This window comes from Streptomyces sp. NPDC002795 (assembly GCF_042888725.1).
Taxonomy (GTDB): domain Bacteria; phylum Actinomycetota; class Actinomycetes; order Streptomycetales; family Streptomycetaceae; genus Streptomyces.
This window is the reverse complement of sequence record NZ_JBIAQB010000008.1, coordinates 271,601-297,499: the sequence shown is the minus strand read 5'-3', so window position 1 is coordinate 297,499 and position 25,899 is coordinate 271,601. Positions and strand designations below refer to the sequence as shown.

The window sequence follows — 25,899 nt, the reverse complement described above, 5'->3', positions numbered from 1 at the left end:
GTTCTGTCCTTCAGGCCTTGGGGCAGCCGTCGTGGGCGTGGTGCTGGGTGCGGAGGGCGTCGACGGCGGCGCCGCAGTAGAAGCCCTGGCAACGGCCGTTCATGGCGCGGGTACGGCGACGCAGGCCTTCGAGGTTCCGGGCGGGGACGGCGGCGTGGCACGCGTCGCGGATCTCCCCTTCGGTCACGCGCTCGCAGAAGCAGACGACGGTCCCGTAGGCCGGGTCCTCGGCGATGCGCTCGGAGTCCTGGTACGGACGCGTGGTCGCCTCGCCGATGTTGGGCATGTGGGGCGGGTCGGGCAGCGCCTGGCGGGGCTTGAGGACCAGGCCTGCGTCCTCCAGCAGACCGCGGACGTGCTCGGCGATCGCGATTCCGGCGGTCAGGCCGGTGGAGCGGATACCGCCGACGAGCAGATAGCGCTGCTCGGGGCTGGCCTCGATCAGGTAGTCGCCGTGGTCGATGGCGGCGCGCAGGCCTGCGTAGCCGGCTGTGACCTCCTCGGCCAGCAGGCGCGGCATGAGCCGTTCCCCCTTGCTGAGCAGGAAGTCGTGGCCACTTTCCGAAGTGCCGGTGTCGGTGCGGTCTTCGAGGTCCTCGGCGGTGGGGCCGAGCATGACGTTGCCGTAGATGGTCGGGGAGATGAGGACGCCCTTGCCGCGGGAGGTCGGCACCGGGAGGACGATCTTGTCGACCATGGGGCGGGCGAGCTTGTCGAAGACGAAGAGCTCTCCTCGGCGCGGGGTGACGGTGAAGCGGTCGTGGCCGAAGAGCCGGTCGATGCGGTCGGCGCCGAGACCGGCCGCGTTGACGACCCAACGGGCGCGGACCTCGCCGGCGGAGGTCGTCAGCGTGGTGTGGTCGCCGTTGTCCTGGCCGGCGGTCACGGTGTGCTGGAGCAGGATCTCGGTGCCCCGTTGCTGAGCGTCCGTGGCCAGGGCGAGGTTCGTCGTCCAGGTGCAGATGATGGACTCGTCCGGCACGGAGAGTCCGCCCAGGGCTCCCTCGCCCAGGTCGGGAAGGGCCTGGTAGACCGCTTCGGAGTCGACGATGACGCAGTGCTCGTAGCCGTTGGCCTCGGCCTTCTCCTTGAGGCCGGGCAGGGCGTCGAGCTCTTCCTGGTCCCAGGCCACAAGGAGGGCGCCCGTGTGCTCGACGGGGATGCCGGTCTCCTCGGCATACGCGGACAGCAGCTCGTACCCGCGGGCGACGAGGCGGGATTCGAGGGTGCCGGGCTTGGCGTCGAAACCGGTGTGCAGGATCGCGGTGTTGGCCTTGCTGGTGCCGTCGCCCACGTCGTCACGGGCCTCGACCAGCGCGATGTCCAGCTCGTAGCCGGCCAGGTCACGCGCGATGGCCGCGCCGACGATGCCGCCTCCGATGACGGCGACGTCGTAGACGTCGGCGTGGGGCGCCGCAGTGGTGGCGGTCATGGTTGTACTCCCTTGCCGGCGCAGGCAGTTGCGGCCTGCGCCCATGTGGTGCGGAACTCCTCGGCCCGGTGTGCGGACCAGCGGGGTTCGTAAACGGTCGTCGGTTCCCAGGTCCCGACGGCTTCCTTCAAACCGAGCGCGGGTTCCAGCGCGCAGCGGGCCAGCGCGGCGGCGCCCAGCGGCGTCGCGTGCGCGGAGGGGTAGATGTCCACCGGCAGCTGCGCGATGTCGGCCTGTGCCTGCATCAGAACCGCGCTGTTGGTCAGTCCGCCGTCGGCGCGCAGCCGGGTCAGCGGTCGACCGAGATCCTTGCCCACGAGGTCGGCCAACGCTGTGACCTGCGCGGCGATGCCCTGCAGCAGTGCCAGCACCAGGTGCTCGCGGTGTGTGGCGAGCGAGAGCCCGGTGAACGACGCGGTGGCGTCGGGCGCCCACCAGGGAGCGGCGAGCCCCGCGAACGAGGGGACACACAGCGCCCCTTGGGCGTCCGCGGCGGCGAGCGTGTCCAGATCGGTGGCGGCCCGGATGAGTCCGAGGTCCTGCAGCCAGCGCACGGCCGACGCGACCGTATAGACCTGACCGTCTATGCAGTACGGCGTACGTCCCTCAGCACGCCACGCGATCGACGTGGTCAGCCCCGCGCTGGAACGCACGGCATTCAGGCCCGTGTTGGCCAGCAGGAACGCCCCCGTGCCGTACGTGCACTTGGCCGTGCCCTCCTCCAGGCAGCTCTCGGCGACCAGCGCCGCCTGTTGGTCGACGATCAGCCCGGCGACGGGGACGGCGGCGCCGAAGGCCTGCGTCGTGCCGACGATCTCGTCACAGGCGACGATGCGGGGCAGCTCCTCGTCCCCCAGTCCGAACAGGTCGACGAGTCCGGGGTCCCAGGCACCGGAGTCCAGGTCCAGGAGGAGGGAACGGCTCGCGGTGGCGGCATCGGTGACGAACTCACCGGTGAGGTGGTGGACCAGCCAGGTGTCGGTGGTCGTGACCACCCCGTCGCGTGTCATGTTGCGGCGCAGCCAGGCCATCTTCGGCGCGGAGAAGTACGGGTCGAGCACGAGTCCGGTGCGCCGGGCGATGTCGTCGGCGTGCGCGGTGAGTTCGCGACAGACGTCGTCGGCGCGGCGGTCCTGCCACACGATCGCGGCGGACAGCGGGTTGCCGGTGGCCGGGTCCCAGGCCAGGACGGTTTCGCCCTGGTTGGCCAGCGCGACGCAGTCGATGGGCCGGCCTGCCTTGCGGACCGCGCGCCGTCCGCTTTCGAGGACGGAGGCCAGCAGCTCTTGGGGGTCCTGCTCGACGCCTCCGCCAGGCAGATAGACCGGACGGAGCGTCTCTTCGGCGATGGCGAGTGTGCCCTGCTCGGCGTCGACGACGATCGCCTTGGTTCCCGAGGTGCCCTGGTCGATGGCGAGGATCGTGGTCACTTGACGTCGCCCTCCGCGGTGAGAGCGCCGTGCTGTCGGGGTACGACGGGGTCGGCGTCGTCCAACGCGCGGTCGACGTCGGCCATGTCGGGCATGGTCAGCCCGTGGCGCCCCCGGCGGTACAAGAGCCCGGCGAAGTACACGGCACCGATCGCGAACAGCACGAGTACGTACAGCCAGGGAGCACGGAACGAGGCGTCGCGGAAGATCAACAGCTCGTAGACGAGCCAGACCGAGGCGATGACCAGAACCGGCACTTCCCAGCGTCCCAGGGAGAACCCCTGGGACGGCGGCAGCGACTTGCGCTTGGCGATGTACATCGCGACGGTGCCCGCGTAGATGAGAGCGGGCAGCAGCGTTCCGGCCGAGAACAGCTGGAACAGCGCGTCCGTGGAGCCGGAGAACAGGGCGAGGATCACCTGGGCGACGAGCATCATGAACACCGAGGCGTTCAGGGGCGTCGTGGTGCGTCGGTCCACGCGGCGCAGCAGCTTCCAGCCAGGGAAGCGCTCGTCACGGGACATGGCGTACACGAGACGGGTGCCGCTGAGGGTGATCACGAGCCCGCAGGAGAAGATCGAGACCACGACGAGGACGAGCAGCACCTTGCCGACGACGGAGCCGAGCACCGCTGTGATCACCGTGGCCACCGGGGTCGCCGACTCGTTCAGCGTGCTCAGCCGTCCCGCCGCCGCCGTCACCGCGACCAGGAACAAGAACCCGAGCACACCCAGCGAGAGCACGGCCTGCACCATCGCCTTGGGGATCACACGGGCCGGCTCGCGGGTCTCCTCCGCCAGGTTAGCCGCCGACTCGAACCCGACGATGGTGAAGGCGCCGAGCAGGAAGGCCAGGGCGAACGGCCCGGCGTGCGTGCTCCCACCCAGTGCGTAGTACCCGTCGGCGGTGACGGTCCCCGTGTCGAAGAGATGACCGAAGTCGAGCTTGCCGGTGGCGGCGCCTACCACGAAGAGCAGCACGGTCAGGGCGATCATCCCGACGAGCTGCATCGTGACCGCGACATTGTTGACCTTGTGGGTGGTTCGCGTCGACAGGGCCACCAACACCGCTTGCAGCAGCACGACCAGGGCGGTGATCGCCCACGCGTTCTGCGGCGTTCCGACGTACTGGAAGAGCTCCGGCAGGATCGTCGAGGCGATGGTGTAGTCGACAGCGACCAGGACGACACCCAGGAACGCGAACGAGATCCAGCCCATGATCCAGCCCCACACCGGGCCCACGATGCGCGACACCCACTGGTAGGAGTAGCCGCTGATCGGGATGCGGGCGGCGAGCGCGCCGAAGACCAGGGCGATCGAGAGCTGGCCGATCACCGTGATCGGCCAGGCCCAGATGCCGCGCGGCCCGGAGGTGGCCAGGACCGCTCCGTAGGTCGTGAAGATGCCGGTGGCGATCGAGACGAACCCGAAGGCGACCGAGAACGAGGCGTACCACCCCAATTCCCGGGTCATCCCTTCCCGAGGCTCGTGAGCAGGTGGTCTCGAACCCGGCGTGGGTGTGTCCTGATGAGTCATGGCTGGCGTTCCCCTGGTTGAGAGTGCCCCGCTGCGGATGCCCTCTGACCGAAGTTGTGGATACCTGACTGTGAACACCCGAAAGTGTGGACCTGTGCCTGCATCGCGTCAAGAGATCGGGCGGAATCGTGGCCGACGACGGTAGGATGCGGGCAGAGAGCCACAGAAACAGTCATGAGAAACAGTCATGGGGGTGCGAGCGTGCTCGCCGCAGAACGACACCGCAGGATCGCCGCCGAACTCTCGCGGCTCGGCTTCGTCACCACCGACGACCTCACGACACTGCTGGGCGTATCGCACGAGACCGTACGCCGGGACCTCGCACTGCTCGAACAGCGCGGAGAACTCGCCCGGGTCCATGGGGGAGCCACGTCGCGCCAGGCCCCCGTCGGGGAAGAGGCCCCGTTCACCGAGCGCAGCGGCACCCAGGCGGCCCAGAAGGAAGCGATCGGGCGGGCGGCCGCCGCGCTGATCAAACCTGGGCAGACGGTCATCATCGACGTCGGCACCACCGCGCTCGAAGTGGCCCGTGCCCTACCGGCCGACCACACCGGTGTCATCGCCACTCCATCACTGCTCGTGGCCGCCGAGGCGAGTACGCGGCCCGGAGTCGAAGTGCTCGTCAGCGGGGGGAGGTTGCGCGCGGGGGACCTCGCCTGCTCGAACGCCCAGGCCGTGGGGTTCTTCGCCGACCTCCGCGCCGACGTGGCCTTCATCGGCTCCGGCGGCATCTCGGACTTCGGCCTGACCGACTATCACCTCGACGAGGTCGCCACCAGGCGCGCCATCCTCGCGAACACCACGAGCAGCTGCGTACTGGGTGACTCCAGCAAATTCGGCCGCACCGCTGCCCACCGCGTCTGCGGACTCGACGGCTTCGACACCCTCATCACGGACCGGGCTGCCGACACCGAACTGGGCGCGGCTCTGATGCAGGCGGGTGTGAACCTGGTGGTCGCTTGATGTGCCGGGGGAGACAAGCGAATGGGCGGGCCGCACCCTTCGGCCCCTTGGCAGCCGAGTGGCCGAAGGCGCGGGGGGGCATGGGTCATGCCGTCGGGGACGGCAGTTCCGCGGCGGCCCTGATGATGCCGTCCAGGACGGTCGCCACCTCCTTGCGCGGCTCGGCACGGCTCGTGCGGTGCCGGGCGATCAGGCGACGAGAGCCGAGCCCGGGCACGGACACCGCCTTGACTCCCTCAAGAGGCATGCCGTGCACGGCCAGGGACGGCACCACCGCGACGCCCAGGCCTCCCGCGACCAGAGCCAGCGCGGCGTTGTAGTCGTAGTAGCTGTGGGCGGTGCGGGCCAGGGTCATGCCGCGGCGTACGTGTTCGGTGGCGTCGTGGGCGGCGGCGTCCGCGTCGACACCGAGCCAGGTGAGGTGTTCGAGGTCCGTCAGGGTCGTGGGAGCGGGAGTTCCGGCGGGCGTGACGACCACCCATGGCTCCTCGAGGATCGGCACGTCGCGGGTTCCCCGCGCGGACCTGCGGCCGATGGGGGTCTCGGCTTCCACGATCAGGAGGTCCACTGTCCCGGCGCGGAGCTCCTGCTGCGCCTTGTCGCCGTCCATCTCGTGGATCCGCAGCTCCAGGCCCGGGAATTCGGAGCGCAACTGGTGCACCAGGGGGACGAGCAGGGCCCGGATCACCGTCTGGAAAGCGGCGATGACCACGGTGCCGGAGACCTCCTCCCGCAAGGCCGCCAACGACCTTGTGACGTCCGTCAGTTCCGACTCGATGCGTTCGGCCGCTTCGGTGAGCACCCGGCCCGCGGCGGTGACCACGGCGCCGTGCGGCTGGCGGTCCAGGACCGGGGTGCCGATCTCGGCTTCGAGGCGGGCGATCTGCTGCGATACGGCAGAGGGCGTCAGGTGCAGCACATCGGCGGCCGCGAGAATCCCGCCTGCCCGGTGGACAGCGAGCAGAACGGCCAGTTTCCGCGGGTCGACATCCATTCAGTGCAGCTTAACCCCCGGCGTAGAGAACTTCGATTGATCTGTATGCGGTGGGTGCCAACAATGGGGGACATGCAGGCAATCATGACCTCCGCGGCGACGGCAGCAGGATGGGTAGGAGCCCTGAGCACGGCCGCCGCCTACCTGTTGGTCTCGCGTCGTGTCATCGAGCCGGACGCCCAGATGTTTCAGGTGATCAACATGCTCGGTGGCGCTCTCCTGGCCGTCTCCGCCGCCGCCAGTGGAGCATGGCCCTCGGTGACGTCGAACTTTGTCTGGGTGCTCATCGGCGTACAGGCGCTTGTCGGGGCGCGTCGCAGCGTACGAACTGTCCTCGGCCGAGTGACGGCATGCTTCTCGCGGCGCCGAGGAGCCGAACGGGCATGGAGCCGGGCAACCGGCCGCTGAGACGCACCGGCCATTTCGCCAAGTGATCGCCGTCATACCGGGAATGCCGTGCACCGACGGGTCGTTGGGGGTTGAGTGCGTGCTGCGTGTGCGCGCCTTTCTCCTGGCCCGCGGCGCACGGCCCGGCCCATGACTTCGACCGACTCTTGCGAGGTACAGCCCCACATGAGCCAGCCAACCAACGTCGAGCACGTGGACGCGCCCGGTGACGACGGCAGTGCGGGCACCCCGCCCGCGGACGCGACATCGGCACGCGCGGGAGTCCTCATCGCGGTCCTCGTCGCGTCCGCGTTCGTGATGATCCTCAACGAGACGATCCTGAGCGTCGCCCTGCGCGACCTCACGGTCGACCTGGGGGTCTCCACAACGACCGTGCAGTGGCTGACCAGCGGCTTCCTGCTGACGATGGCCGTGGTCATCCCGATCACCGGCTTCCTTCTCGAGCGCTTCTCCGCGCGCCAGATCTTCCTGGCCTCGCTGACGGCGTTCAGCACCGGCACCCTGATCAGCGCCCTCGCGCCCGGCTTCGGCGTGCTGCTCACCGGACGCGTGGTGCAGGCGTTCGGCACCGCTGTGATGATCCCGATGCTGATGACGACAGTGATGCGCCTGGTCCCCGCGGAGCGCCGCGGCGCGATGATGGGCACCATCACGATCGTCATCGCGGTGGCCCCGGCCATCGGCCCGACGGTGGGCGGCGCGGTGCTGTCCTCGCTCGGCTGGCGCTGGATGTTCTGGATCGTCCTGCCGCTGGCACTGGCGGCGTTGGTGATCGGTGCGATACGGCTGCGCCTGGACAGCGAGACACGGAAGGTGCCGCTGGACGTGCTGTCGGTGGTGCTCTCCGCCGCCGGCTTCGGCGGCATCCTCTACGGCCTCGCCTCCATCGGCGAGTCCGGCGGCGGGGAGCACACCGTCGCGCCATGGATACCGATCGTCGTCGGCCTGCTGTCCCTCACCCTGTTCGTCCTGCGTCAACTGCGCCTGCAGCGCCAGGATCGCGCCCTGCTGGACCTGCGCCCGCTGGCCAACCCCACCTTCTCCGTAGCCCTGTTGCTGTCCGCGCTGCTGTTCATGTGCATGCTGGGCGCGGCCGCGATCCTGCTGCCGCTCTACCTTCAGACGGTCATGGGGACGACCACCTTCGTCAGCGGCCTCGCCGTCCTCCCCGGCGGCCTGCTCCTGGGTCTCCTCGGCCGCCCCGTGGGCCGGCTCTACGACCGCGTCGGCGCCCGTCCGCTCGTGATCCCGGGGGCGGCCGCGCTGGCGGCCTCGCTGTGGCTGTTCTCGCTGCTCGGCCCGGACTCCTCGCTGGCGGCGGTCATCGCCATCCACCTGCTGCTCATGGGCGGACTCGGCCTGATGATGACTCCGTTGATGACGGCGTCCCTGAACGTGCTGCCGGACCACCAGCACTCCCACGGCAGCGCGATCCTCGCCACGATGCAGCAGGTGGCGGGTGCGTTTGGTACGGCGGTCTTCGTCACCGTGGCGTCCAGTGCGTCCGACGGCGCGTCCGGTGCGCCCGACGCCAGTGGCCTGAGCGCGGCGTTCGTCCTCGCGGGCGTCATCGGTCTTGTGGCGTTCGCGGCAGCGCTGTTCTTCGGCCGTGCCGCGGGCTCCGCGCGAGGCCCCGAGAAGGCCACCGCACGGTGACGTTCTAGGTGTTGCTCCACCCAGCGGTCCTGGAATACGAGTCCAGCAGGTCCACCACGAAGACGAGGGTCGAGCCCGCCGGAATCAACGGCGAGGGAGACTCTTTGCCGTAGCCGAGACGCGGGGGAACGATGATCTCGCGTCGACCGCCGACCTTCATCCCCCTCACCCCCCGGTCCCAGCCCTTGATGACCCTGCCACCGCCCAGGGCGAACTTGAACGGCTCGCCCCGGTCCCAGGAAGCGTCGAACTCCTTGCCGGACTCGAAGGTGACCCCGACATAGTGGACCCTGACCACCATGCCGGGTTTCACCTCGGCTCCGTCCCCGACGATGAGGTCCCGGATGGTCAGCTCGGCAGGAGCGTCACCCTCCGGGACATCGACCTCGGGCTTCGTCAGTTCACTCATGGCCGCCTCAGCGCTCTCCGTCGGGGCCCTTGAACGGACCGGCCGGACACATGGACACCCCATGCGTCAGATGGCCACGCTACCGAGGAATCCGATCCGCGGAGCACGCCCGATCCGGCGGCCACACGTCAGCCTGCCGCGGCGTCGTCGACCTTGAAGCCCATGCGGACCCGGCCGTCGACGACCGACTTCGCGGTCACCGTCACCCTGTACTGCTTGCCTTCCGAGGCCAGTTGGCAGTGGACGACGGTACCCACCTTGGCCGGGAGGTCCTCGGGGCAGGAGAAGGCGTCGGGCTCCTTGCCGACCTGCGCCGTCAGGGCGGCCTTGCCCTGACGGGCCACCTCCGCCCGTTTCACCGACCCGTCGCCGATGCCGGTGCTCGCCGCGTCGGTGGGCTCCGGATCCGCGGACTTGCCTGCGCCCGCGGCGTCGTCGACCTTGAAGTCCATGTTGACCTTGTCGCCGTCGACCGACTTCGCGGTGGCCGTCATGCCCAGCTTCTCGCCGCCGTCGGTGAGTTCGCAGCGTACGGTCGCGCCCACCTCGGCCTTGAGGTCGTCGGCGCAGGCGATGTCGTCGGGCTCCCGGCCGATCTGTTTGCCCAGGGCCGTTGAGGCCTGCTTCGCGACCTCGTCCTTGTCCACCCCCTTCGAACCCACGCTCGCCGAGCAACCCGCCGCGAACGCCACCGCCAGCAGCGCCCCTGCTGCTCGCACGGCGATCTGTCGGTTGGTCGACTGCTGCATGGGGGCTCCTCTTGGGTCGGACACTGTTCAGGTCAAGCTCCGGGACGCGCGAAGACGCCTCCCTGGTTCCGGCCACAATCATCGCCCACGATCCTGGCCCACGATGTCTTCCCGATGGCCGTGACCTACAGCATCAGCAGCGTGCGGTGCGCCGCCCGCCCCGTGGCCCGGAGCGGGAGGACCGCGAGGCGCATCAGGACCACGGCGTTGTCGTCGCCCGCGACGCGGTTGGTGGAGAGTTCGCCGCACGAGAGGCACTCGTGGACGATCAGCCACTCGCCGTCCGGGCGGCAGGACACCGTCAAGGCGTCCATCCGGCCCCGGCAGTCCGACGCGCGGTCGCCGGGGATCCGGTCGTCCACGTGCAGACTGGTCAGGCAGTTCGGGCAGTGATTGCGGTGGCCGCTGCCCGGGGCGTCCAGGGAGACCTCCAGGCGGCAGCCCGCGCAGCGGAAGTCGCGGGTGCGGTGGCCGTCGGGCCGGCGCCGCCGCCGGGTGTCGGGGACCTCGGGCGACGTCCGGTTACGGCGTGGCATGCCGGGCCTCCCCGCTCACAGTGTTCCGAACGTTTCGAGGGGGAAGGGCGGTTGGGCCAGTGGCCGTACCGCCATCCGCATCAGCACCAGCTGGTTGTCGTCGGGGCTCACCGGGTTCGAGGTGAGCTCGTCGCACCGCACGCAGCGGTGGACGATCATCCAGTCGCCGGTCCGCAGGACGGCGATGGCGATCGGTGACATCCGGCCGTGGCACTCGGTGCGGCCGCCCTGAACGTGGTCCAGGACGTGGCGCGAGTGCAGACACGAGGGGCAGTGGTTACGGCTACGGCCGTCCGGATCGGCGGTGGTCACGGTGAGACCGCACCAGGCGCAGGTGAACGTACTGATCTTGAGGGTGGGGCTGGGGTTCGGGCTCGGGTTGGGGGTGTGCTCGGACACCGGTGCTCCTTGCTGGGGAGTTGGTCATCGACAGCAAGAGCAGGCCGAGCGGCCTCGACGGCTGGATCGGTCGGTTATCCGCGACGTGTACGTGCAGTACGTGTACGTGTGCCCGTAGGTGGTACGTCGCGGTGAGGCGCGCTCGGCGCGGTCCGGGTCATCAAGACACCCTCTCGGTGGGCGCGGGGCCCGGTCGTTCGTGCGTGCGGAAACAACGGGGCAAGGGTAGGCAGGCCGCTGGGGCGTACGCGAGCGAATATTTCCGCGCGCCAGGAGACTCCCTCGGTACCGCATCAGGAGACATCTACGTCGCCGACAGCCCGCGTGTACGTCTCCTCGGGGCGTCCCGTACGGAGGAGTTCGCGCCACTGCTCGACACTCCAGTCGCCGGGAGCGGTGGTGGCGATGAACTCCTCCAGGAGCCGGATGAACCGCGTGGGGTCGGTGTGGTGCGGGAAGTGCCCGGCGCCCGGGAAGATTTCGAGCCGGCTGCCGGGCATCGCCTGGTACGCGGCGCAGGCGTGCGCCACGGGCAGCACGCTGTCGCGGTCGCCCCAGACGAGGAGCGTGGGGATGCCCCGCGCGAGATAGCAGCGGTCCAGCATGGTGACCACCTGGCCGCGCCAGTCGACGACGGCCCGCAGTGTCCGTATGAAGGCGTCGCGGGAGTTCTGGTCGGGCAGGGCGTCGACCATGTTGACGAGGTCGGGCGCGTCCACGCCGAGCCCGGTGTCCAGGAGTTGGAGGGCGCGGACGACCGCGGTGACCGGCAAGCGTGCGCCTGTCACCTTCAGCAGGCCGAGCGCGAGGCCCGCGCCGGGCAGCGTCGCGGCCCGCAGGAGGGGCGTGACCTGGCGGCCGACCCCGCCGGTGGAGATCAGGGCGAGCCGGTCGACGCGCTCGGGGAACTGGTACGCGAACTGCATCGCGACTCCGCCGCCGAAGGAGTGCCCGACGAGCGTGACGCGGTCGATGCCGAGCACGCCGAGCAGGTCGCGCAGGCCGTTCGCGTACGCGGCGACCGAGTAGTCGGCGCGCGGCTTCGCCGAATCGCCGTGCCCGAGCAGGTCGGGAGCGATGACGGTGTGCCGGCGCGCGAGGGTGCCGACGCAGTCCTCCCAGTGCGCGCTGGACGCCCCGACACCGTGGATGAGCAGCACGGCCGGGCCCTCGCCCGCGATCCGGTAGGCGCGGCGGTAGCCGTGGACGGTGGCGAAGGCGAGCGCGCTGCCCTCCTCCGGCGCGCGTGCGGCGGGCTCACGGATCGGAATGACGTGCGCCATGGCCTTTCTCCCCGTGACGGTCCAGTGCGGGCGCGTACCGGATCCCGGTGCCCGGGAGCGGTACGGCGAGCGTACGGAGCGCGGTGCGGCGGAGGGTTTCGTGCCGGTTGCGGTTGCGGATGGATTCCGTTTCCCCGGCCGGGCGGCGCGGGAGTGGCGCGCAGTTGACGGCGGACGTGCCGTCACACCCCGCCCCACACCTCCTCCGCCGTCTCCACGATGAGGCGCAGTTTGGCCATCTGGTCCTCGGTGGTGAGCTTGTTGCCCTCGACGGTGGAGGAGAAGCCGCACTGCGGGGACAGGCACAGCTGATCGATGTCGATGTAGCGGGAGGCCTCCTCGATACGCCGCTTGAGCGCGTCCTTGTCCTCCAGCTGCGGCCGCTTGGTGGTGACGAGGCCGAGCACGACCTGCTTGCCCTTGGGGACGTAGCGCAGCGGGGCGAACCCGCCGGAGCGCTCGTCGTCGTACTCCAGGAAGAAGCCGTCGACGTCGAGGCCGCCGAAGACGGCTTCGGCGATGTAGTCGTAGCTGCCCGAAGCGGCCCAGGAGGAGGCGAAGTTGCCGCGGCACATGTGGGTGGTGACACGCAGGTCGTCGGGGCGTCCCGCGAGCGCCCGGTTGATGTTCGCGATGTACGTCTCGTGCTGGTGCTCCGCGTCGCCGCCGATGGACGCGACGTAGGAACGCTGCTCGGGATCGTTCAGGTACGCGAGCGAGGTGTCGTCCAACTGCAGGTAACGGCAGCCCAGTTCGTGCACGCCGCGGATCTGGGCGGCGTAGGCGTCGGTGAGGTCGGACCAGAAGGCGTCGAGGTCGGGATAGACGGTCGTGTCGATCGCGGCGCGGCCGCCGCGGTAGTGGACCATGCTCGGCGAGGGGATGGTCAGCTTCGGGGTGACGCCGTCGGCGACGGTGTCACGCAGGAAGGCGAAGGCATCGGCGAAGATGGTGCGTTCCAGTGACACCTTGCCGTCGATGCGCGCGGAGGGCGGCGCGAACTCGATGTCGCCGTCCTCGTTGTGGAACCGCACGTGCAGCGACTCGTCCTCGACGCGCCGCACGCCCCCGAGGGCGTAGATGAAGTCCATGTGCCACGAGGCACGGCGGAACTCGCCGTCGGTGGCGCTGCGCAGCCCCGCTTCCTTCTGCATCGCGACGATCACGCGCACCGCCTCGTCCTCGGCGGCGGCGAGCGCGGCATCGTCGATCTTCCCCGCGGCATGGTGCTCGCGGGCCTGGAGGAGCGCGGGCGGGCGCAGCAGGCTGCCGACGTGGTCGGCGCGGAACGGGGGCCGGGTGGTGGCGGCCATGGTGGGACATCCTTTCCTCGGCTACGCCAACACCTTCGCGTGAATCATTGTGGCCCTCAAGCACTTTGACCGGGAGTCGGCCGAGGCCGTCTTCTCGGAGCGGAGGATGCGGCGCGCTCCACGCCCGGAGTGATCTTTACCGCTGGCGCAGAGGGGGTCGGTGGAGCGTTGGCGGACGTCCTTCCATTCGCCCGGCGGCGCGGCATCGCCTGCGCAGGTGTGGTGGCCGTCTCCACACCCGGTTCCCAGGGCCGGGTCAGGTGCTCGTCGGAGCGCCGACAGGACGATGTCCTCCCCGCTGTGTGACGTCCGCGAAGACCCATCGGCCTCCAGCAGGTCCGTTTCAGGGACACCAGTCCCTCACGCCCATCCTCATCGTCGGCCGACTCGCCGAAGTGTGGCCGGTGCCTGATGGTCGACCGGTGAAGCACTCCATCGCACGGCGTACATCCTGCGGATGGGGCGGTCGTTCACAAGGCACCCTTCGCCGCTCCCGCACTGTGCGGAAGGCACACTCCGTCCGCCGGTGCCCGGCATAGCGTCTCCCGGATCCCGACGCCCGACGCCCCGCCAGGAGGCTGCCATGACCGACGCAGAGAAGATCTTCCGCGCATACAACGACGCCGAGAACGCCCACGCCCCCGACACCGCGGCACAGTTGCTCGCGCCGGACCTCGACGTCCAGGTGAACGGTCGGCAGGCGCTGGCCTCGGCCGAGGACGACCGTGCCGCCAACGACGAACTGCTGCGCCGCTACCCGGACTACCGCCGCGAGATCGTAGACGTCGTCGCGAACGGCGAGCGGGCGGTGGCCCGTTGGCGGATGCGCGGCACCCCGTCGGCGGCCGACGGCGAGCCCCTGGATGTCCACGGCTGCTCCGTCGTGACGGTGCGGGACGGGCGCATCACGCAGGCGTTTCTGTACTACGACGGCGGGGCGCTGGCCGCGGTGTTGGACGCCGTGACGGGGCCGGACGCCGACTGACGCGGGCGACGCCCGCGACCTCGACGTGCAGCTGGCACACCCACTTCGACTTCGCGTGGGCGCACGGCACAAGGCCGCCGTCCGCTCGCGGCCTAACGTGCCGCCCACATCGTGCTGAGAGGAGCCCACTGATGGGCCGATACCGCGTCTCCATGGATATCGGGGGCACGTTCACCGACGTCGTCGCCTACGACGATGAGGGTGGTGCCTTCCACGCCGGAAAGTCCTCGACGACACCGAAGGATCTGACGGAGGGCGTGCTCGCCGCCCTCGGGTCCCTCGTGCAGTCGCCGGGTGACATCTCGTTTATGGTCCACGGGACCACCCAGGGCCTCAACGCGCTGCTCGAGCGCCGCGGGGTCAAGGTCCTGCTGCTGGCGAGCGCCGGGTCCGAGGACGTCTACCACATCGCGCGCGGCCCCCGGACGCGCCTGTACGACCTGCACTTCCGCAAGCCGGAACCGCTGCTGCCGCTGCGGGACATCGTGCCGGTCGGCGGCCGGTTCGGCGCGGACGGTTCCGAGTTGCAGCCGCTCGACGAGGCGGCCGTACGCGCCGCGGCCGAGCGGGTCAGAAACGAGGGGTTCGGCGCGGTCGCCGTCGGCTACCTCTTCAGCTACAAGAACGCGGCGCACGAACTGCGCACCCGCGAGATCCTGCGCGAGGAACTCGGCGACGAATTCACCATCTCGCTGTCGCACGAGGCGGCCAAGGAGTGGCGCGAGTACGAGCGCACTTCGTCGGCCGTCGTCGAGGCCTACACCGGGCCGGTGGTGCGCCGTTACCTCAGCAGGCTCGAACAGAGCCTGGACGAGCAGGGGTTGACCGTTCCGCTGCACGTCATGCAGTCGTCGGGCGGCATTCTGTCCGCCGAGTCGGCACGGCAACGCCCGTTGCAGACACTGCTGTCAGGGCCGGTCGGCGGCACGGCCGGCGGCGCAGCCCTGGCCAAGGCGCTCGACCGTCCCAACCTGATCTGCGTCGACATGGGCGGCACGTCGTTCGACGTGTCCCTGGTCGTGGACGGCGAGCCGGTCGTGTCGCCCGAGGCCACCCTCGAAGGCCTCCCGATGCTGATGAGTGTGGTCGACATCCACACCATCGGCGCGGGCGGAGGTTCGGTGGCCTGGGTCGAGGCCGGAGGCCTGCGCGTCGGGCCGCAGTCGGCAGGCGCCGACCCGGGGCCGGCCTGCTACGGCCGCGGTGGCGAGCAGCCGACCGTCACCGACGCCAACCTGGTGCTCGGCCGGGTGGACCCCGACTGGTTCGCCGGCGGGCAGATCAACCTGGACCTGGAGCGCGCCAAGACAGCCGTCGCCGCGCTCGGCGAGCAGCTCGGCCTGGACGTCGTCCAGGCTGCGGAAGGCATCTGCAGCGTCGCCAACGCCAAGATGGCGCAGGCGATCCGCACCATCACCGTGTCGCGCGGCATCGAACCCCGCGAGTTCGCGCTCGTCGCCTTCGGCGGCGCAGGACCAATGCACGCCGTGTTCCTCGCCGAGGAACTGGGGATCACCGACGTCGTCGTGCCACGGTTTCCCGGCGCGTTCTCCGCCTGGGGCATGCTGCAGACCGAGATCCGCAAGGACTTCTCCGAGCCGTACTTCTTCGTCGACACCGACCTCGACCGCACCGACATGGCCGCCCAGTTCGCGAGCCTGCACCGCGACGCCATCGCGGCTCTGTCCGGCGAGGGCGTGCCCGAGGAACGCCGGCGCGCCGTCCACGCCGTCGACGTCCGCTACGTGGAGCAGGAGTACACGCTCACGGTGCCCATGGAGAGCGCGGACGAGCCGCTGCGCGAGGACTTCCTCGAGGTGATCGCCCAGCGCTTCGGCGCCCAGCACGAGTCCCGCTACGGCCACGCCAACCTCGGCGCGCCCATTGAATTCGTCACGCTGCGCACCACCGCGTTCGGCGACCTCGGCCGGGCCGAGACCGAGCGGATCGCCCCGGCGCCGCAGCAGGAGTTCGCGCACCAGGTCAGGGGGGTCGTCTTCGACCGCACCGAACAGGAGACGTTGTTCGTGCGGCGCGACGACCTCCTGCCCGGACACACCTTCGCGGGCCCGGCGATCGTCGTGGAGTCCACCGCCACCACCGTCGTCCCGCCCGGCCATCAGGTCACGGCCGACGAGACCGGTTCCCTCGTCGTGTGCAGCAAGGAGCAGTGATGACAGTTCAGAACACCATCGACCCCGTCGTCGTCGAGATCATCCGCAACGCCCTGAAGTCCGCCGCCGACGACATGAACGCGATCCTCATCCGGTCCGCGTACACGCCGATCATCTACGAGTGCGGTGACTGCGTCGTCGCGCTCCTCGACGACCAGCACCAGGTGCTCGGCCAGTCCGCGGGACTGCCCATCTTCCTGGGGAACCTGGAGACCTGCACCAAGGCGACCGAGGAGCGGTTCGGCCGCGAGGTGTGGCAGCCGGGCGACGTGTGGATCCTCAACGACAGCTACCTCGGCGGCACCCACCTCAACGACGTGACCATCTTCGGCCCCGTCTTCATCGACGACGAGCTGGTCGGCTTCACCGCCTCCCGGGCGCACTGGATCGACATGGGATCCAAGGACCCCGGCGGCTCGATGGACTCCACGTCGATCTTCCAGGAGGGGCTGCGGCTCGGCCCGCAGAAGCTCGTCGAGGGCGGCAAAGAGGTCCGCCAGGTCGTCGACACCATCGCCACCAACGTCCGCTTCCCGTACCCGACACTCGGTGACATGCACGGCATGATCTCGTGCATCACGATGGGTCAGCAGCGGCTGGAGGAGATCGTCCGCCGATGGGGCGTCGACACGCTGCACGCCGCCCGCGACGAGATCTTCGCGCAGACCGAGCGCCTGGAGCGCGCTGTCGTCCGCGACATCCCCGACGGTGTCTACACGGCCGAGGGCTGCCTGGACAACGACGGCTTCGACCTGGACACCCCGATCCCGGTGAAGCTGAAGATCACGGTGTCCGGCGAGGACATCGAGTTCGACGTCACCGAGTCCGCCGACCAGACGCTCGGACCGATCAACTGCGGTACGTCACAGACCGTTTCGGCCTGCCGGGTCGGCTACAAGCTGCTGGTCAGCCCGGATGTCCCTGGCAACGGCGGCTCGTTCAGGCCGATGGACGTCAAGGTGCGCGAGGGGTCGGTGTTCGGCGCCGTGGCCCCGGCCGCCTGCCAGTGGTACTTCTCCCACCTCGGCCTGCTCATCGACCTGGTGGCGAAGGCACTCGCGCCCGCCCTGCCGGACAAGGTCGCGGGCGCCAGCCACGGCGACTCGATGATCGTGCTGCTCGCGGGCCGCGACCCGCGCACCTCCCGTGACTACGTCAGCCTCGAGGCGACACTGGGAGGTTGGGGCGCGTGGGATGGCTCCGACGGCGAGAGCGCCCTCATCAACAACGTCAACGGATCGCTCAAGGACATCCCCGTCGAGGTCTTCGAGACCCGCTTCCCGTTCCGTATCAACGAGTACGCCTTCCGGCCGGACTCCGGTGGCGCGGGGCGCTGGCGCGGCGGCAACGGCGTGACCCGCGAGTACGAGGCCCTGGCCGACTGCACGGTGTCCCTGTGGTTCGAGCGTTCGGCCACGCCCGCCTGGGGCCTGTTCGGCGGTCGGGACGCCACCCCGCCCGAGGTCGTCATCAACCCCGGGCGCGAGGACGAACGTCGGCTGCTCAAGTGCAACGGGCTCAAACTGCGCAAGGGTGACGTCGTACGGTGCCGGACCGGCGGCGGCGGTGGGTTCGGCGAGCCGGTCGAGCGCGCCCCCGAAGCGGTGCGCGCCGATGTTCTCGACGGGCATGTCACCGAGGCGACGGCGAGCACGGTGTACGCGGCCGGCTGACCGTCCGTACGGGTCAGGTGGTGCCGCTCGGCGTCCCGCCGGGCGGCACCACCGTCGGTTCACCCAGCAGGACGAAGCAGGCCACATGGAGCGCGAATCTGAGGTCCGGGTCGTCGTACGCCACCCCCTTGGCACGGATGCGTTCGAGGCGTCCTGACACGGTGTTGCGGTGCACTCCCAGGCGCGCCGCGGCCTGACCGGTGGAGCCGCCGCAGTCCAGGACGGCACACAGGGTGCGCACGAGCGTGTCGCCGTCGGCCGCGGTCAGCAGGGCCGCGAGAGCCGTCCGCGCGGCGGGCGCCAACTCCTCGTTCGGCAGCCCGGCCAGCACCACACGAGGGCCAAGGACGCCGTACCGCTCGACGTTCCCGGCGCCCGACCGGGCGGCCACCGCGGCCGCGAGCTGTGCCTCGTGCAATGAACGCCGCAGCCCGTCGGCGCCGCGCCCCGGTTCGCCGACGCCCGCGCTCAGCGGCAGGGCGCACCGGATCTTCGGCAGGCGGGCGCGCACCGTGGCCGCGACCCGGCTCGCGGTGTCCTCCGGCTCGCTCCACCAGCCGACCCAGCCGCCCCCGTAGGGGATCAACGGCCGCTGCCCGAAGGCTTCGTACCAGCCGGCGGCCACCCCGGCGCCCGCCACGTCCGGGTCCACGGACGGCGCACCGGCCGAGGGGCGGAGAAACACGACGGTGTTCAACGCGTCGAAACACCAGCCCAGTTCGGCCGCGGCCCGCCGCGTGTCAGCGTCCGGCACCCCGCTCGTCAGCGTCTCCAGGAGCAGCCGCTCGCGGGCCGTGCGGCGTGCCGTCGCAAGCAGCGCCTTGGCCGCGCTCGCCGCCAGCGGGGCGCGCGCGAGCCGCAGGACCGTCGTGACCGTCTCCTGCTCCGTCGCCTCCGCGGACAGACGTGCGACGAGGCGCGCCCACGGCTTTCCGTCGACGCCCGGCACCGCGACACCCACCTGGCCGCCGACGGCGGAGGCCCGGCCCGTCAGCACCCGGCCGCCTTCGGCCACCAACGCCACGGCCGTGCCCGGCAGTTCCGCGTTGATCACCCCGACGATGCCGCTCAGGCTGCTCTGCTCGCTGATCGCCGTGGCGCAGCGGGCAGCGAGTCGGCCGCGGGCGGCGCCGGGCGCGGCGACCGCCGCGGCCAGGTCCAGGGCGTGCCGGGCGGGGTCGTCCGCGAGGGCGAAGAGGGGCACGTTCAGCCGGTCCGCCAGGTCGATCGTCGACCGGCCGATGCTCGCGTCCCGCGGAGCGAGCACGCAGGCCGCACCGCGCTCCCACGCCGTGCGCAACGCGGACTCCAGCGCCCAGCCGCCCTGCGCCGCCGCGGTGTGCAGGACCAGCGCCGTGCCGGGCCGGCAGCCACGCGTCTGGTCGAGATCGGTGACGAGCGTGACGTGCCGCACCTGGGCGTCCAGGGCAGCGGCCCCCAGCATCGTGTGCCGGGCCAGCGGACCGTGGTGCACGAGTTCCGCGACGGTGAGGACATCTGGGAGACGAGTGGTGCTCATCGGCGGGACTCCTCCCGTGGGTGACGGACGGGGAACCCGAAAGAGCGCGGGCCGACCAGGTCGAGGCCCCGCGGGGTGTGCCACACGTCGGCGGCGGGCACGACGAGGATCCGCACCTCGGCTCCCACCGCGACGGTCTCCACGTCGAGGACGCGGCCGTCGTACGGGTCGAGGAGGCAGATGCTGTCCGGGACGGCCGCCGCGACCGCGCCGTCGACCAGCGCGAGCAGGAACTCGTTCTGCGCCTCCAACCGGATGGTGCGCACCGGCTGCTCCTGGGTCCGTACGACGATGCTCGACGGATACGCCGGGTGCCCGATGTCGGCCGGGCGGGTGCGGTGCTCGGACTCGACGACCCGGCCCGTGCCGAGGACACGGCTGCCGGTGAGTGCGGAGCGCAGGCGGGTTGCCAGATCGTCGTGGGTCGCGCCGTCGAGGAGGGCCCTGCCGACGGCGACCGCCCGGCTGATGGACCCCACGATCCCGGCCTCGGCCAGGCGCGCCGCAGTGGTCGGGTACGTCGCGGTCAGCATCCAGCCCCCCGAGACGTCCAGAGCCGCCCGCAACAGACGCTCGGCGCGGTCCGGCGGCGCGTCGAGGACGAGGGTGTCGCCCGTCGCACCGACGGCGGCCAGCGGTGTGAGCTCCACCCCGGCAAGCGAGAACGTCGTCTGGTGGACGAGCGGGAACGCCCGGCCCATTCCGTCGCAGTCCACGAGCGGCAGCCGCAGCGACGCGGCCGCGGCCACGGGCATGAGTGCGTTCCCGGAGGCCACGTCCAGGGCGGCTACGGCACCGATGGTCGTGCCGAGCCGGGCCTGCAGCGCGTCGATCGCCCGCCGGGGTTCGTCCCCGACCATGGGCAGCTCGGCCAGGGCGGTGATCGATCCGACGATCCCGACGACGGCGCACCGGGTGTCCGACGCGAGCTCGGACGGCGCCGGCAGCGGAAGCGGGCCGTGCTCGGTGAGCAGCCCGGACAGCCAGTGCAGCACACCGTCCAGGTCCGTGTGGCCGGCGCCGGACGACAACAGCTCCGCACCCGCGGCGAGCGCCGGCAGGTCGTCGGCGGTCAGTACCTTCACGCGCGTGCTCCCGTCGTGGCCCGCGCCCGCACGCGGTAGGTGCCCGCGCGCATGTAGGCGAGTGCTGTCGCGCCGGACTCGACGATCCGCTCGGAGCCGGGCGGTGCCTCGCTGGTGACCACCATCCGAAGGGCCCGCTCCTCGACGGCCCGGCGCTGACGGCACAGTTCGTCCGCGGACTCGGCCTGCACGACGAGGTCGACCCATGCCGTCGGTTCGCACAGCGCCGCACCGAGCGCACCCAGATCCGGTCGGCCCTCGGTGGCGATCACCGGCACCTCGTGCGGCGCACCGCGCAGCCATCGGGCCGGATCGGCACGGAACTCCTCGGTGCCGACGACGTCGACGACCGGCCGGGGCGCGGCCAGACGCACGCCGAGGGCGCTGTGCAGGTCGGCCGCGACATGCGGCAGGCCGTCGCGCAGCTCGCCGATGGTGCAGCTCCGCCCGTCGTCGACGACGACCGTCCCGGTGCCGCGGCCGTGCAGGGCGGCCGCCCCGAGCAGGTTCATGGCGGCGGCCGCGTCGAGCCCGAGCACCGGCAGCGCCCGCAGCCGCTCCGCCGAGATCCGCCCGCCGTCGGCAGTGGCGAACCAGCAGGAGACGTCGCCGAGCCGACGCACCGCACGCCGGCAGCGGTCGACCAGGTCGCCGGCGGCCGAAAGCATCACCGCGTTGAGCACGGCAGCACTCTCACGCAACAGCAGCCCCACGCCGCCGACTTCGTGCGACAAGCTCAGCCGCAACTCCGGCACGGCGTCCAGAACGGCCCGGGCCACCGCGCTCTCGTGTCCGGGTGCCCCCACGGCGCCGGTCGCGACCACCGCCATCGCCCGCAGCCCCGACCGGTGGGCCTCGAGGGCCGCGGCGACCGCCCCCGACACGTCCAGCGGAGCGAGCGCGGTGCCGAACAGGTCGTGCCCGCCGGAGACGGCCGCACGGTGCGCGACGAACGAGCGCATCATCGCCGACGGGTGGTCGGCCGACGCCGTATGCCGCGACGTACGAGGCAGGACACGCAGGACGGACACCGGGGCTCCGGCAGAACCGGCGCCTGTCCTGCACACCGCGTCGACGAGGAGATCGCTGACCTCAAGCGTCACCGAGCGCACGGAGTACGTGGCCTGCCCGGCGAGTTCGCGCAGCACCGTGCCGAGCGCGCGGCCGCCCATCGCCGCGCCACAGGCGTGGACGCGGCTGCCGTCGGCGAGGACGGCCCGCGCCTCACGGCCCGTCAGATGTACCCCGATGCGCAAGGCCCCTCTTCCCGCCGACTCCGAACGTTCTTGCGTTCCTGCACGTCAGACCCCTGCGGACACTACCCGCAGGGGTGCGGTGGCCGGAATGAGTCGTTGCAGTTCCGTGATGGCGGGACCCTCGTAGCCGGTCCTCTTGCTGTGGCTCCAGCCGAAACGTGTGTTCAGGCCGGCGAGGAACTCGGCGTACTTCAACGGCGCGACGGTCGCGTCGACGACCGGGACACCCACCTTCTCCTGCACCTGCCGGAAGAAGCCGAACTCGATGGTGCACCCCAGCACGACGATGTCCGCGCCGTCCTCGGTCACCGCGGCATGCGCCTCCTCCAGGATGCGCCGCTCGGTGACCGCGGGGTCGGCCTGGAAATCCTCGACGCCCATGCCCAGCACCCGGAAGGACGCCAGCCGGTCGGCCATCCCGGCCTTGCGCACGTTCTCGGTCATCTCCGGGATCCACTTGCGGCGGCCGACCAGTATGGAGAACTTCTCCCCCAGGGCGGAGGAGACCGCCATGCAGGCCTCGGCCGGAGCAGTGACGATCATGCGGGAAGCGACCTCGCGGGCGGCCCGCAGGAACGGGTCGTAGAAGCAGCCGACGACGAGGGCGTCGTAGCCGGACTCCTCGGCCCACCGCACTGTGCCCAGCAGTTGGGGTGCCACGAGCGCCTCGTAACAGCTGTACTCCAGGTGGTGCGGCCCCTTGCCGCCGAACGACACCACGTCCACGGACGTGCCCTGCTGGACGGCGTCACGGAACGACTGGGCGAGTGCCTCGTCGTACGTGTCGGAGCACACCGGGTTGACCCACAGAATCCTGGTCATCGCAGTTCCTTTCCTTCGGTTTCCGGAAGAGCCAGTCCCAGCAGCGCCGTGGCCACGAGGAACAGGTCGATGAAGATCACCGTCGAGGTGAAGCCGGTGGAGTGGGCGAGCAGCAGGCCGATCAGGCTCGGGGCAGCCGTGTTCGCGACGCGCTGGCCGACGACACCGAGGCTGTAGCCCATGCCACGGACCGGCGACGGGTACAGCTCGCCGACCCACGCGTCCCAGACGCCCCAGGCGCCGAGACTGAAGAAGGACAGGCCGAACATGCCCGCGTAGAGCCCGGTCAGGGTGTGCGCGTCGGCGAAGAAGAAGCCACCGGCGGCCGCCGCGAGCACGTAGCCGACGAACACCTTCTTGCGCCCGAACCGGCCGGTGAGCCATGCCGCGCTGACGTACCCGGGGATCATGAAGACGGCGCTGACCGCGACGAAGCCAAGACTCGATGAAGCGGACAGGCCCCGGTCCTGGAGCAGTGTGGGCAGCCAGGACTGCAGTCCCCAATACCCCCAGGAGAAAAGGAAGTTGACGGCGACCTGGATGACCGTCACACGGGCGAGCGACCCCTTGAGCAGCCCGCGGATCGAGCCCGCCGGCGGTCCTGGGACGGTGAGCGGTCGCGTACGGTCCAGGTCCGTGGCGCCCAGCCGGGCCAGCACGTCGTACGCCTCGTCCGAACGTCCCTGCTGTGCCAGCCAGTACGGCGACTCGGGGACCCAGCGGCGGATCGCCAGTGCCCACAGACTCGCCGTGGCGCTGACGAGGACCACCGCGCGCCAACCGTGCCCGCCGACCAGCGCGGCGACCCCGACGGCCGCGAGCGTGCCGAACGGCCAGCCCGCCGCGAGGAACACCGCCGCCCGGCCGCGGCTGCGGACCGGCAGCAGCTCTTCGAAGTACGGGAACGTGATCGTGAAGACTCCGGCGAAGGCGAAGCCCGACAGGACCCGTGCTGCCATCAGGAGCCCGAAGTCGGGTGCGAGGGCGCTGAGTACGGCGAGCACGCCGTACCCGGTGAAACTCCACAGGCAGGTGCGCCGGCGTCCGATCCGGTCGGCGAGCGGACCCCATACGAGCGCGCCGGGGATCATGCCGAGGAACAACGCAGAGATCACCAGGCCCAGTTGGGCGCTGTTCATGTGCAGATCGCGTTCGAGGTCCCCGGCTACGTAGGTGAGGCTGAGCATCTCCCACGACTCGATGGCGAGGGCCGCGAGGAGGGTTGCACCCGCCTTGATGTGCGCGGAGGTCAGTGACATGTGGGCGAACACGGCGCCCACCGGCAGTGCTTCGATGCCGGGCGAGGGGGCGGCGGGTGCGTCGGGACTGGAGCGGACCGGGTCGTCGGTGCTCATCGAACACCTCTCCAAGAGGGGGACGGTGCGGATGAGTGGGGGACTCTAGGAACCGGTGTGGCGAGGCTGCTGTGCCCTGTGACCAACACGTGCCACTCGAAGTGTGCGCTGAGCCCCTCCTGCCCGTTCGTCCGCCGGGTCGGCGCCCGCGGGAACGCCGGTGATCGACCAGAAGGGCAGCGCGCACTTACCGAAAATCCGTTACTGCGTCATGATCCGCAGACGCGCAGCGAAGAGAGATCCGAGCAGTGTGCCTTTAGGAGTGATTGATGACGTCTCGCCGCCAGATCCTCGGTGCCCTGGGAGCCGCTCCCGCGATCGCCGCCCTCGGCAGTACCGGCGCGTACGCCGCCGCACCGGCCGGTAGCAGGGGCCGCGTCCGCCCCGCCTCGATCGTCCCGGTCACCGGCGGTGACACCCCGGAGCAGATCATCGCCAAGGCCGCCAACGTCGTACCCAGGAAAGGGCAGTTGGCGTGGCAGCGGCGGGAGATAACGGCGTTCACGCACTTCGGGATGAACACGTTCACCGATCGCGAGTGGGGGTCGGGTGCCGAGGACGCGGCGACGTTCGCGCCGACCGCTGTCGACGCCGACCAGTGGATCCGTACGTACAAGGCCATGGGCGCCGAGCTGGCGATGATCACCGCCAAGCATCACGACGGGTTCACGCTCTTCCCCAGTCGGTACACGCCTCATTCGATCCTCAAGAGTCCCGGGCAGCCGAATGTCGTCCGCACGTACGTGGACGCGGCACGCGCCCAGGGGATGCGCGTAGGGATCTATCTCTCGCCCTCCGACGGTGGCGAGCTGCCGCATGCGTGGCACGCCGAGTGGATCGAGTCACTGCGGAAGAAGCAGTCCGAGGGCGGGAAGCTGACGTCGGTGGAGCAGACCGCGGTCGACGACGGCGACCGTGCGCCCGGCGGACTCGGCCGGTTCGGCAACGGCAGTGAGGTGGCAGAGCACACCATCCCCACCCTCGTGGAGGGTGATGACCGGGCGGACGCGGTGCGGTCGGGGAAGCTGCCCACGTTCACCGTGCGCGTCAACGACTACGACGCGTACTACCTGAACCTGGTCTACGAACTGTTCACCGAGTACGGGCCGTTGGACGAGTTCTGGCTCGACGGCGCCAATCCGTGGGCCGACGCCGGGATCACCCAGGAGTACCGCTTCGAGGAGTGGTTCCGGGTGATCAGAGCGCTGTCGCCGGACACCGTGGTCTTCGGCGGCCCGGCAGGCGTGCGCTGGGTCGGCAACGAGGACGGGATCGCCCGCGAGACCGAGTGGAGCGTCGTGCCGACGACCGCCGACCCGCGGACGTACCACGGTGAATGGCTGCTGCCGCACGGCGCGAGCGTCGACGACATCGGCTCCCGGAACCGGCTCACCGAGTCCGGCGTGACCCATCTGTCCTGGTTCCCCGCTGAGGCCGATGTCTCCAATCGGCCGGGCTGGTTCCACCACGCGGACGAGAAGCCGAAGACGGCGGCCCAGCTCTTCGACCTGTACGAGAAGAGTGTCGGGCGCAACGCGACGCTGCTGCTCAACGTGCCTCCCTCGAAGGCCGGGACGATCGATGCCGCGGATGTCGCCGAACTGACGGCCTTCGGGCAACGGGTGCGGAAGGTGTACGGCCGTCCTGCCGCCAAGAACGGCGACGGGACGACCACCTTCGACCGGGTCGCGGTCCGTGAGGACATCGAGCACGGGCAACGGGTCGAGAAGTTCGCCGTAGAGGCCGAGATCGGCGGGGCCTGGCGGCGGATCGCCACCGGTACCACCATCGGCCATCTGCGAATTCTGCCGCTGGACGCTCCCGTCACCGCGAGCCGCGTACGCGTCGAGGTGCTTGCCGCGCGAGCGGAGCCCCACTTGGGCCGGACCACGCTCCACCGGGCGGCCGACTGACTCAGGCGGT

At 70.6% G+C, this 25,899-nt stretch carries 22 protein-coding genes; 7 read left to right on the top strand and 15 right to left on the bottom strand.

Translation table 11 applies throughout. From position 1 onward, the window contains the following. Positions 1–10: 10 nt before the first annotated feature. The 3 genes from ACFYWS_RS25155 to ACFYWS_RS25145 are packed head-to-tail and all read right to left on the bottom strand — an operon-like array spanning position 11 to position 4,334. Positions 11–1,432, bottom strand: coding sequence for an NAD(P)/FAD-dependent oxidoreductase (locus tag ACFYWS_RS25155; RefSeq protein WP_389280357.1), 1,422 nt, complete (start codon positions 1,430–1,432; stop codon positions 11–13). After that, positions 1,429–2,862, bottom strand: a complete 1,434-nt coding sequence (locus tag ACFYWS_RS25150; protein ID WP_389280356.1) for an FGGY family carbohydrate kinase — start codon at positions 2,860–2,862, stop codon at positions 1,429–1,431. The genes ACFYWS_RS25155 and ACFYWS_RS25150 overlap by 4 nt, the downstream gene beginning before the upstream one ends. Continuing rightward, positions 2,859–4,334, bottom strand: a complete 1,476-nt coding sequence (locus ACFYWS_RS25145; RefSeq protein WP_389280355.1) for an APC family permease — start codon at positions 4,332–4,334, stop codon at positions 2,859–2,861. Before ACFYWS_RS25145 ends, ACFYWS_RS25150 begins: the two co-directional genes overlap by 4 nt. 264 nt (positions 4,335–4,598) lie before the next feature. On the opposite strand from ACFYWS_RS25145, the gene ACFYWS_RS25140 reads away from it, so the two are divergent. Next, positions 4,599–5,360: a DeoR/GlpR family DNA-binding transcription regulator gene (locus tag ACFYWS_RS25140; RefSeq protein WP_389280354.1), complete on the top strand. Its 762-nt coding sequence runs from the start codon at positions 4,599–4,601 to the stop codon at positions 5,358–5,360. An 85-nt stretch (positions 5,361–5,445) separates the two neighbouring features. Here ACFYWS_RS25140 and ACFYWS_RS25135 read toward each other — a convergent pair whose 3' ends face one another. Next, the gene (locus ACFYWS_RS25135) at positions 5,446–6,354 is read right to left on the bottom strand and encodes a LysR family transcriptional regulator (RefSeq protein WP_389280353.1); all 909 of its coding nucleotides are present in this window, start codon (positions 6,352–6,354) and stop codon (positions 5,446–5,448) included. A 72-nt stretch (positions 6,355–6,426) separates the two neighbouring features. Between ACFYWS_RS25135 and ACFYWS_RS25130 the strand changes: the two genes are divergently transcribed. Together ACFYWS_RS25130 and ACFYWS_RS25125 are read left to right on the top strand one after the other, a co-directional pair. Beyond that, a complete protein-coding gene (locus ACFYWS_RS25130; RefSeq protein WP_389280352.1) occupies positions 6,427–6,762 on the top strand; it encodes a hypothetical protein in 336 nt (111 codons plus the stop codon). Between the two features lie 165 nt (positions 6,763–6,927). After that, on the top strand, positions 6,928–8,418 hold the full coding sequence (locus ACFYWS_RS25125; RefSeq protein ID WP_389280351.1) for a DHA2 family efflux MFS transporter permease subunit: 1,491 nt from the start codon (positions 6,928–6,930) through the stop codon (positions 8,416–8,418). A gap of 4 nt (positions 8,419–8,422) precedes the next feature. On the opposite strand, the gene ACFYWS_RS25120 is transcribed toward ACFYWS_RS25125, so the two are convergent. The 6 genes from ACFYWS_RS25120 to ACFYWS_RS25095 all read right to left on the bottom strand — a co-directional run bounded on the left by ACFYWS_RS25120 (position 8,423) and on the right by ACFYWS_RS25095 (position 13,107). Next, on the bottom strand, positions 8,423–8,827 hold the full coding sequence (locus ACFYWS_RS25120) for an FKBP-type peptidyl-prolyl cis-trans isomerase (protein WP_389280350.1): 405 nt from the start codon (positions 8,825–8,827) through the stop codon (positions 8,423–8,425). Positions 8,828–8,955: 128 nt separating this feature from the next. Further along, a complete protein-coding gene (locus ACFYWS_RS25115) occupies positions 8,956–9,576 on the bottom strand; it encodes a DUF4333 domain-containing protein (RefSeq protein ID WP_389280349.1) in 621 nt (206 codons plus the stop codon). Between the two features lie 125 nt (positions 9,577–9,701). Beyond that, positions 9,702–10,112, bottom strand: a complete 411-nt coding sequence (locus ACFYWS_RS25110) for an RNHCP domain-containing protein (protein ID WP_389280348.1) — start codon at positions 10,110–10,112, stop codon at positions 9,702–9,704. A gap of 15 nt (positions 10,113–10,127) precedes the next feature. Next, positions 10,128–10,511 (bottom strand): RNHCP domain-containing protein, encoded by a 384-nt coding sequence (locus ACFYWS_RS25105; protein WP_389280347.1) that lies wholly within the window; start codon positions 10,509–10,511, stop codon positions 10,128–10,130. 293 nt (positions 10,512–10,804) lie between these two features. Continuing rightward, positions 10,805–11,794, bottom strand: a complete 990-nt coding sequence (locus ACFYWS_RS25100; protein WP_389280346.1) for an alpha/beta fold hydrolase — start codon at positions 11,792–11,794, stop codon at positions 10,805–10,807. Between the two features lie 182 nt (positions 11,795–11,976). Further along, the gene (locus tag ACFYWS_RS25095) at positions 11,977–13,107 is read right to left on the bottom strand and encodes a 5-methyltetrahydropteroyltriglutamate--homocysteine S-methyltransferase (protein WP_389280344.1); all 1,131 of its coding nucleotides are present in this window, start codon (positions 13,105–13,107) and stop codon (positions 11,977–11,979) included. Positions 13,108–13,690: 583 nt separating this feature from the next. On the opposite strand from ACFYWS_RS25095, the gene ACFYWS_RS25090 reads away from it, so the two are divergent. The 3 genes from ACFYWS_RS25090 to ACFYWS_RS25080 all read left to right on the top strand — a co-directional run bounded on the left by ACFYWS_RS25090 (position 13,691) and on the right by ACFYWS_RS25080 (position 17,939). Beyond that, complete coding sequence (locus ACFYWS_RS25090) at positions 13,691–14,092, top strand: nuclear transport factor 2 family protein (protein ID WP_389280342.1); 402 nt, start codon at positions 13,691–13,693, stop codon at positions 14,090–14,092. A 131-nt stretch (positions 14,093–14,223) separates the two neighbouring features. Further along, positions 14,224–16,266 carry a hydantoinase/oxoprolinase family protein gene (locus ACFYWS_RS25085; protein WP_389280340.1) on the top strand — a complete coding sequence of 681 codons (2,043 nt, stop codon included), beginning with the start codon at positions 14,224–14,226 and terminating at the stop codon, positions 16,264–16,266. Beyond that, positions 16,266–17,939 carry a hydantoinase B/oxoprolinase family protein gene (locus ACFYWS_RS25080; protein WP_389280338.1) on the top strand — a complete coding sequence of 558 codons (1,674 nt, stop codon included), beginning with the start codon at positions 16,266–16,268 and terminating at the stop codon, positions 17,937–17,939. The genes ACFYWS_RS25085 and ACFYWS_RS25080 overlap by 1 nt, the downstream gene beginning before the upstream one ends. 13 nt (positions 17,940–17,952) lie before the next feature. Here the strand turns inward: ACFYWS_RS25080 and ACFYWS_RS25075 are convergent, their stop codons facing one another. From ACFYWS_RS25075 to ACFYWS_RS25055, 5 genes are read right to left on the bottom strand one after another with little or no spacing between them, the layout of a single operon-like run. After that, positions 17,953–19,458: a helix-turn-helix domain-containing protein gene (locus ACFYWS_RS25075; RefSeq protein ID WP_389280336.1), complete on the bottom strand. Its 1,506-nt coding sequence runs from the start codon at positions 19,456–19,458 to the stop codon at positions 17,953–17,955. Continuing rightward, the gene (locus tag ACFYWS_RS25070; RefSeq protein ID WP_389280334.1) at positions 19,455–20,543 is read right to left on the bottom strand and encodes a DUF917 domain-containing protein; all 1,089 of its coding nucleotides are present in this window, start codon (positions 20,541–20,543) and stop codon (positions 19,455–19,457) included. Before ACFYWS_RS25070 ends, ACFYWS_RS25075 begins: the two co-directional genes overlap by 4 nt. Then, positions 20,540–21,799, bottom strand: a complete 1,260-nt coding sequence (locus ACFYWS_RS25065; RefSeq protein WP_389280332.1) for a hypothetical protein — start codon at positions 21,797–21,799, stop codon at positions 20,540–20,542. The genes ACFYWS_RS25070 and ACFYWS_RS25065 overlap by 4 nt, the downstream gene beginning before the upstream one ends. Positions 21,800–21,844: 45 nt before the next feature. Continuing rightward, positions 21,845–22,621: an aspartate/glutamate racemase family protein gene (locus tag ACFYWS_RS25060; RefSeq protein WP_389280329.1), complete on the bottom strand. Its 777-nt coding sequence runs from the start codon at positions 22,619–22,621 to the stop codon at positions 21,845–21,847. Continuing rightward, on the bottom strand, positions 22,618–23,976 hold the full coding sequence (locus ACFYWS_RS25055) for an MFS transporter (protein WP_389280327.1): 1,359 nt from the start codon (positions 23,974–23,976) through the stop codon (positions 22,618–22,620). The genes ACFYWS_RS25060 and ACFYWS_RS25055 overlap by 4 nt, the downstream gene beginning before the upstream one ends. A gap of 269 nt (positions 23,977–24,245) precedes the next feature. Between ACFYWS_RS25055 and ACFYWS_RS25050 the strand changes: the two genes are divergently transcribed. Beyond that, positions 24,246–25,889 carry an alpha-L-fucosidase gene (locus ACFYWS_RS25050; RefSeq protein WP_389280325.1) on the top strand — a complete coding sequence of 548 codons (1,644 nt, stop codon included), beginning with the start codon at positions 24,246–24,248 and terminating at the stop codon, positions 25,887–25,889. Positions 25,890–25,899 lie beyond the last annotated feature (10 nt).